The organism is Pseudomonas sp. BN415 (genome assembly GCF_029871195.1).
Taxonomy (GTDB): domain Bacteria; phylum Pseudomonadota; class Gammaproteobacteria; order Pseudomonadales; family Pseudomonadaceae; genus Metapseudomonas; species Metapseudomonas resinovorans.
In genome coordinates this window covers 1-6,764 of record NZ_SSOK01000017.1, presented here as the reverse complement: position 1 = coordinate 6,764, position 6,764 = coordinate 1, and the positions used below count along the sequence as shown (strand labels likewise).

Below are 6,764 nucleotides of genomic sequence, written 5' to 3'. Positions count from 1 at the left end.
TCGGCTACGCGGTGGATGCTGGTGCGGTCGGAACCCCCTTCAGCGACAACGGAACCCTGGGGCAGGGCAAAAGCAGTGGCGGACAGGCTGGCGATGAACAGGCTGGCAAGGATTTGCTTTTTCATTTTCGGGCACCTCGGAGAGGGGGGTGGAATTCGTCTACGGAGCCCATGTTACTGATACGTTTTCGATCAAGAAGTGATCCTGCGTGATGGTTACCATCGACGCCGATGATAGTTATGCTCGCCCTATTAAAAACAACGTGTTACGACGTTATTGAGCGGGTTGTTGCGCAGTCTGGAAAGGCTTTTTTCTAAGGATGGAATAATCGATTTATTCGATGTGTTTGGGTGTGACGTAACGAACGCATAAGCCCGGTAGGGCCGGAAGGTCCGTTCTAGAGCGGGGAGGGCGTGAGCGGGGTTTGGTGGGAGCGTACTCCGCCCGCGAAACGCTTCGGTTCGCGAGCGGAGACTGATGAGTCGCGTGTCAGCGCTTGCCCATGGAGCGGCGGGATCCGCGTGGTGCGGGACCGGGGCGCTGGCCTCGGTCGTAACCCTTGAGGGTCTGGTAGTAGGGGACGTTCTGTTTCTTCGGCTTGGCCGGCTCGGCTGTGCTGGCGGCTGCGGCCGGGTTTTCCTGGGTTTGGGCTTCGGCCTGATCGAGGTCTTGGCTGGTCATACTGGTTCTGCTCTGTGCGGGCTTGGCCCGCGAGCGGGCCGGAGGCGCGCATCATACACCACCCGGCCTCCGGGTGCTCCCGGAGGCCGCCGGAGTGCTCAGGACTCCTGGGGTTGCATGCCCCAGCCGGTGAGCTCGACCCGAGGGTCGACATGGTTGATCGCCGAGAGGATGTGCTCCGGATCGGTCAGTGCCGGCGCCATCGTCCAGCGGCCAATGGGCTCGTAGCCGATTCGCACCATTCCGGTGTGGGTGAGCTGGTTGCCATCCACCAACGGGTCCACGTCGTAGAAGCCCAGGGCGTAGCGCAGGTCGAGAATGTCCTGTGGGTCACCGGTGAGGTATTCCCAGCCAGGGCCGATGTGGAACTTGTCGACGTATTCCTGCAGGTGGCGCGGCTGGTCCAGCTCGGGCTGCAGGGTGATGGAGTACATGAAGACCTCCCGTCCCACCCGTTCACCGAGCATTTGCTGGACCTTGCGCAGGTTGGCGGTTGCGGTAGGGCAGTTCCGGCCGCAGCTGGCGTACATCATGTTGAGCACTACCACCTTGCCGCGTATCAGTTCTTCATAGAACTGAACCTTCCTGCCCTGATGAGTGAATAGCGTTGGGTTGGGGAACCTGGCGTTGCCCGAGCGAGCCATTGGCTGGCGCTCGGTGGAGGCGCCCATGGCTCCCAGGGCGGCTAGCCCGAAGAGGCCGGCACCCAGGCTGCCAATAAGGTTTCTGCGTGTGTTCATGAAATAGTCCTCCCTCCGCCGTCATACGATGTCGAAGCGCAGCATCATCGCGTGGTCTTCATGAATCAGGTTGTGGCAGTGCATGACGTACTTGCCCTTGTAGTCCCTGAAGCGGATGAAGACGCGAATGGTCTCGTTCTTGTTGATCGTGTAGACGTCCTTTCGACCCAGTTCATGGGCAGGGATCGGCAGCTGCTGACCGTCGCGCATTCGCGAGATGATGCGGCCTTCCTCCAGGTGGATATGGATGGGGTGTGACCAGCCGTTGTCGATATTGATCAGCTCCCAGATCTCTCCACGACCTTGGGGCACATTGAATCGGGGCGCATTGACGTTGACGAACTGCCCATTGATCGTCCACATGTTGTTGGCGCGCTCGAAGACGAAGCGGCGCACCGGGGCGGCGGCGATGTCAGCGGAGGTCACTGGCGGCAGAGGACGCAGATTGGCGGGTACCTGGCTGAGGTCCTGGCTGGTTGGCCAGCGGTCCACCACGATTTTCAGCACACGGACGCCGGGCTCCTTGATGTCCTTGGGGCCGCGGGTCTCTTCCTGGCGCATGCGGTTCACCAGATAGAGCGTGGTGCCCACCACGTACTTGGAAAAGTCGACCACTATGTCGGCGCGTTCAGCGACGCCAAGGGTAATGCTTTGCTGGTTGAGCAGCGGCTTGGGTAGCAGGTTGCCGTCGTTGCCGATATAGGTGAAGTTCTGCTTGATGTTGTTCGGGTTGACCAGCGAGAAGGCATAGAACAGGCTCGGCCCGGCATTCAGCAGGCGGAAGCGATAGCGTCGCGCGGCCACTTTCAGCACCGGCTCGATCATGCCGTTGACCATGACCTTGTCGCCCAGCACGCCTTCGGGGTTGATCTCGTCGTAGTAGAGCTTGCCGGTGGCGTCGAAACGACGGTCGGCGAAGGCCAGCGGGTAGTCGTAGGGATGGCTGGGCAGGCGCAGCGCGCCAGGCGTCGGGTCAGCTTCGTTACCTGAATCAAGGTGATCGTAGAGCAGGTAGAAGCCCACCAGGCCCCGATAGAGATTGGACGATGTGAAGTCCAGGGTGTGGTCGTGGTAGAAGAGCGTGCCCAGGGCTTCACGGTAGTCACCCTCACTGTTGGGCGGGGTGTTGAAGCCGGCATAGGCGTTGGGATAGAGGTGGTCCTTGAACTTGCCCTTGGCGGTCAGGGTTGGCCCGGCCTTGGTTGCGCTGTAGTAGTCGCCGGGAAAGCCGTCGCTCTCCGAGCCCGCGTGCAGGTTGTGCAAGTGGGTGGAGATTTCCGGCGTGCCGAAGCCCGTGTGGTTCGCGGGCAGGTCGTTGTAGATGCGGCAGATCATCGGGTGGCCGTAGTGGGTCATGACCGTCGCACTGAACTCGTTCGCCGGGGTATTGGCCGCGCGATAGGTCCAGACCTTCTGCGCCGGATAGGCCGGATTGAAGACCCAGTTGGGCGTTTCCTTGGCGCGCAGCTCGTAGTACTCGGCGTTGGGTCTGAACCGGGCCCAGAACTGGTGCGGTCCCCTCCCAGCTTCGCCACCGGCGACATTGGCCAGTTCGGTAGGTGCGGGATTGAGGTAAGGCACGCTGGCCGCGGGCACTATCTGGTTGGGTAGCTGCATCACCCAGGGGGTTGTGGGAGGGCTGGGCGGCAATATCGGTGCCGCAGCCTCGCTTCGAGAGGTGCTCAGCAGGGCTGGCGCGGCTACGGCTGCTGCGGAAAGTTTTAGAAAGTCGCGCCGCTCTTCGTCCGCCAACCTGTCTTTTTTGTTCTTGGCTTTTTCAGGGTTCTTGCCTTTCATGGATGTACTCCACCTCCCCACCACGAACCTGCGCAAACGGCCTGCCCTGGATGCAGTGCTCCAAAGCTCGTTTTCCCCATCCGTTTGCACGTAGGTGCAGGCCGCCAAAAAATTGCTCGCGCAGCCCAAGCGCCAATAACCCGACTAAAGACCTCTCACTTGTTGAGTGCAATTGGCGATATGACAATAATTCGCCGCTTGTGGTGGCCAGTGGCTTCTGGCACTAGGTACAGCGCTGAATGTATCAAGATATTTCGCGAAGACGGGCGGCCTGCTTGGGAGTGCAGGCGGTAGAGCGGTTGGAGCGGGGTGGTAGCGACCGGAAAGGAGGGTGAGTTCCGGTCGCTCCGGGAGGCGTTACTTGTACTTGTCGTGGAACAGGGCGATCTGCTTGACCGGCTTGGGCTCTTCCTTGCCCAGGACGTACACCACGCGCTGACCCTCGGGGCCGCCGCCGATGTCGACGTAGCTGAAGGTCGGTTCGCCGATCTTGTACATGTCCATCATGTCGCCGTAGCGGCTGAACACGAAGATGACGCCTTCTTCGTCACGCAGTTCGCCATAGAAGGGCTGGGCGGGCGGCAGGCTGACATCGAGGAAGCGCTGGGCAGAGAGCGTTTTCGCATCCTTGCCCTGGTCGGCGGATTTCAGGATCAAGACGATGTTGCGACCGAAGCCGTCCTGCTTGCCGGTGTTCTGTTTGATCGGCGCAGTGCCGGTCTTCACGTATTCCCGGTAGGTGGCGTAGTCGTCGAAGACGAACAGTTCTTTCTCGGTGCGGATCTGATACCAGTCTTCGTTATCCAGGGCTACCGCCTTGGCGGGGGCCGGGGCCTGCATGGCACAGGCGCTGAGGGTGGCGGCCAGCAGGGCGGCAACCAGGGGTTTGATCAGGTTCTTCTTGTCGTTCATCGGAGGTCCTCCCCAGGAAAGTGGAGCAGAGAATCTGCCTGTGGCGGATGACCGGTTGATGACGGGATTGTGTCGCTCGAATGAATTACGAAAGGCTATTTATTTCAGTGGTTTATCGTGATTTCTTAAGAGACGGCCTGTGCACGACGCGGGTGCAAAGAAAAAGGGTGGAGACTGTCGTCTCCACCCTTCAAGGCCCCGCCGAAACGGGGCAGTCGAGGGACTCTGATTCAGCCGCGGTAGTAGCGCTGTGGCACGAAGGGGGTCTTGGCCACTTTCATGGCAACACGCTTGCCGCGCACCAGGGCCCAGACCTCGCTGTCCAGGGCAGCATGGCTGGCCGCGACGTAGCCCATCGCGACCGGGGCTCCCAGGCTCGGGCCGAACCCGCCGCTGGAGACACGGCCGATCACCGTGCCGTCGGCATCGACGATCTCGGCACCTTCGCGAACCGGTACGCGCTCCTGCGGCAGCAGGCCGACGCGCTTGCTGGGCACGCCGTCGCGCTGTTGGGCAAAGACCTTGCCGGCACCGGGGAAGTTGCCGGCGCGCAGGCCGTCGGCACGGCGGGCCTTGGAGATGGCCCAGGTGAGGCTGGCGTCCACCGGCGTGGTGTCGGTGTTCATGTCATGGCCGTAGAGGCACAGGCCGGCTTCCAGGCGCAGGGAGTCGCGGGCGCCCAGGCCAATCGGCTGGACTTCCGGCTGGGCCAGCAGGGTGCGCGCCAGGGCTTCGGCCTGGGCCACGGGCACGGAGATCTCGTAACCGTCTTCGCCGGTGTAGCCGGAGCGGCTGACGTAGCACTCCACGCCTTCCAGGCGCACGCGGCCGAACTGCATGAAGGTCATTGTTTTCACCTCCGGCGCCAGGCGGCCGAGCACTTCGGCGGCGGCGGGACCTTGCAGGGCCAGCAAAGCGCGGGATTCGAACAGCGACTCGATCTCGCATTGTTCGCCGATGTGCGCTTGCAGGTGCGCCAGGTCCTGCTCCTTGCAGGCGGCGTTGACCACCAGCACCAGGTGGTCGCCGGCATTGGCCACCATCAGGTCGTCGAGGATGCCGCCGTTTTCGTCGGTGAACAGGGCATAGCGCTGCATGCCGGCGGGCAGGTCGATGATGTCCACCGGCACCAGGCTTTCCAGGGCGCGGGCCGCATGCTCGCCACGCAGAATGATCTGGCCCATGTGGGACACGTCGAACAGGCCGGCCTGTTCGCGGGTGTGCAGGTGCTCCTTGAGCACGCCGAGCGGGTATTGCACCGGCATGTCGTAACCGGCGAAGGGCACCATGCGCGCGCCGAGTTCGAGGTGCAGGGCGTGCAGCGGGGTTTTGGCGAGATCGGTCATGTAAGGCTCCAGGAATAAAAGTCCGAGTGGGATGAGGTTTCCCTCACCCCCGGCCCCTCTCCCAGAGGGAGAGGGAGAGAAATCAGCATTCGATGATGTTCACGGCGAGGCCGCCGCGAGCGGTTTCCTTGTACTTGCTCTTCATGTCGGCGCCGGTCTGGCGCATGGTGCGGATGACCTTGTCGAGGGAGATGAAGTGCTGGCCGTCGCCGCGCAGGGCCATGCGTGCGGCATTGATGGCCTTCACCGAACCCATGGCGTTGCGCTCGATGCAGGGCACCTGGACCAGTCCGCCGACCGGGTCGCAGGTCAGGCCGAGGTTGTGCTCCATGCCGATTTCGGCGGCGTTCTCCACCTGCTGCGGGGTGCCGCCCATGACTTCACAGAGCGCGCCGGCGGCCATCGAACAGGCCACGCCCACTTCGCCCTGGCAGCCGACTTCGGCACCGGAGATGGAGGCGTTCTCTTTGTAGAGGATGCCAATGGCGGCGGCCGTGAGCAGGAAGCGCTCGATACCGTCGGCGTTGGCGCCCGGCACGAAGCGGCTGTAGTAGTGCAGCACGGCGGGCACGATGCCGGCCGCACCGTTGGTAGGGGCGGTGACCACACGGCCGCCACTGGCGTTTTCCTCATTCACCGCCAGGGCGTAGAGGTTGACCCAGTCCAGCACGCTGAGGCTGTCGCGCAGGCTGGCTTCCGGGTGTTCGCTGAGTTGGCGGTAGAGCGCGGCGGCGCGGCGCTTCACCTTGAGCCCCCCGGGCATGATGCCTTCCTTGCGACAGCCGGTGGTCACGCAGTCCTGCATCACCTGCCAGATCTTCATCAGGCCGGCGCTGGTCTCTTCAGGGGTGCGCCAGGCTTTCTCGTTCTCGCGCATCAGGCTGCTGATGGAGAGTCCGGTGGCGCTGCAGTGGGCGAGCATGTCCTTGCCGGTCTTGAAGGGATAGGGCAGCGGCGTGCGGTCTTCGACTATGCGGTCGAGCCCGGCCGCTTCCTCGTCCACCACGAAGCCGCCGCCCACCGAGTAGTACTCGCGCGAACGGATCTGGATGCCGGCGTCGTCAAAGGCGCGGAAAATCATGCCGTTGGGGTGGTAGGGGAGCGGCTTGCGGATCATCGCCAAGTGCTCTTTTTCCACGAAATGGATCGGCTTCTCGCCGCCCAGGCGCAGTTCGCCGCTCTGGCGAATGCTCGCCAGGCGCTCATCCACGCGTTCGGTATCCACGGTATCCGGTTGCTCGCCTTCCAGCCCCAGCAACACGGCCTTGTCGCTGCCGTGGCCCTTGCC

Annotated in this window: 6 protein-coding genes; all 6 read right to left on the bottom strand. The window is 62.8% G+C overall.

Going from position 1 to position 6,764, the window contains the following annotated elements:
- Positions 1-489: 489 nt before the first annotated feature.
- A complete protein-coding gene (locus tag E8F20_RS04945) occupies positions 490-681 on the bottom strand; it encodes a hypothetical protein (RefSeq protein ID WP_280282715.1) in 192 nt (63 codons plus the stop codon).
- Between the two features lie 98 nt (positions 682-779).
- Positions 780-1,421 (bottom strand): SCO family protein, encoded by a 642-nt coding sequence (locus E8F20_RS04940; protein ID WP_280282714.1) that lies wholly within the window; start codon positions 1,419-1,421, stop codon positions 780-782.
- 21 nt (positions 1,422-1,442) lie between these two features.
- Positions 1,443-3,218 carry a multicopper oxidase domain-containing protein gene (locus E8F20_RS04935; protein WP_280282713.1) on the bottom strand — a complete coding sequence of 592 codons (1,776 nt, stop codon included), beginning with the start codon at positions 3,216-3,218 and terminating at the stop codon, positions 1,443-1,445.
- 357 nt (positions 3,219-3,575) lie between these two features.
- Entirely contained in the window at positions 3,576-4,130 is a 555-nt protein-coding gene (locus E8F20_RS04930) for a hypothetical protein (protein WP_280282712.1), read from the bottom strand.
- Between the two features lie 230 nt (positions 4,131-4,360).
- On the bottom strand, positions 4,361-5,476 hold the full coding sequence (gene gcvT, locus E8F20_RS04925) for a glycine cleavage system aminomethyltransferase GcvT (protein WP_280282711.1): 1,116 nt from the start codon (positions 5,474-5,476) through the stop codon (positions 4,361-4,363).
- A gap of 82 nt (positions 5,477-5,558) precedes the next feature.
- Positions 5,559-6,764 (bottom strand): L-serine ammonia-lyase (locus E8F20_RS04920; protein WP_280282710.1); only part of this gene is annotated, 1,206 nt, incomplete at its 5' end.

Excerpts from the sequence above, each read along its gene's own strand:
- gcvT (WP_280282711.1), bottom strand. The coding sequence starts at position 5,476 with ATGACCGATCTCGCCAAAACCCCGCTGCACGCCCTGCACCTCGAACTC.
- E8F20_RS04930 (WP_280282712.1), bottom strand. The coding sequence starts at position 4,130 with ATGAACGACAAGAAGAACCTGATCAAACCCCTGGTTGCCGCCCTGCTG.
- E8F20_RS04935 (WP_280282713.1), bottom strand. The coding sequence starts at position 3,218 with ATGAAAGGCAAGAACCCTGAAAAAGCCAAGAACAAAAAAGACAGGTTG.
- E8F20_RS04940 (WP_280282714.1), bottom strand. The coding sequence starts at position 1,421 with ATGAACACACGCAGAAACCTTATTGGCAGCCTGGGTGCCGGCCTCTTC.
- E8F20_RS04945 (WP_280282715.1), bottom strand. The coding sequence starts at position 681 with ATGACCAGCCAAGACCTCGATCAGGCCGAAGCCCAAACCCAGGAAAAC.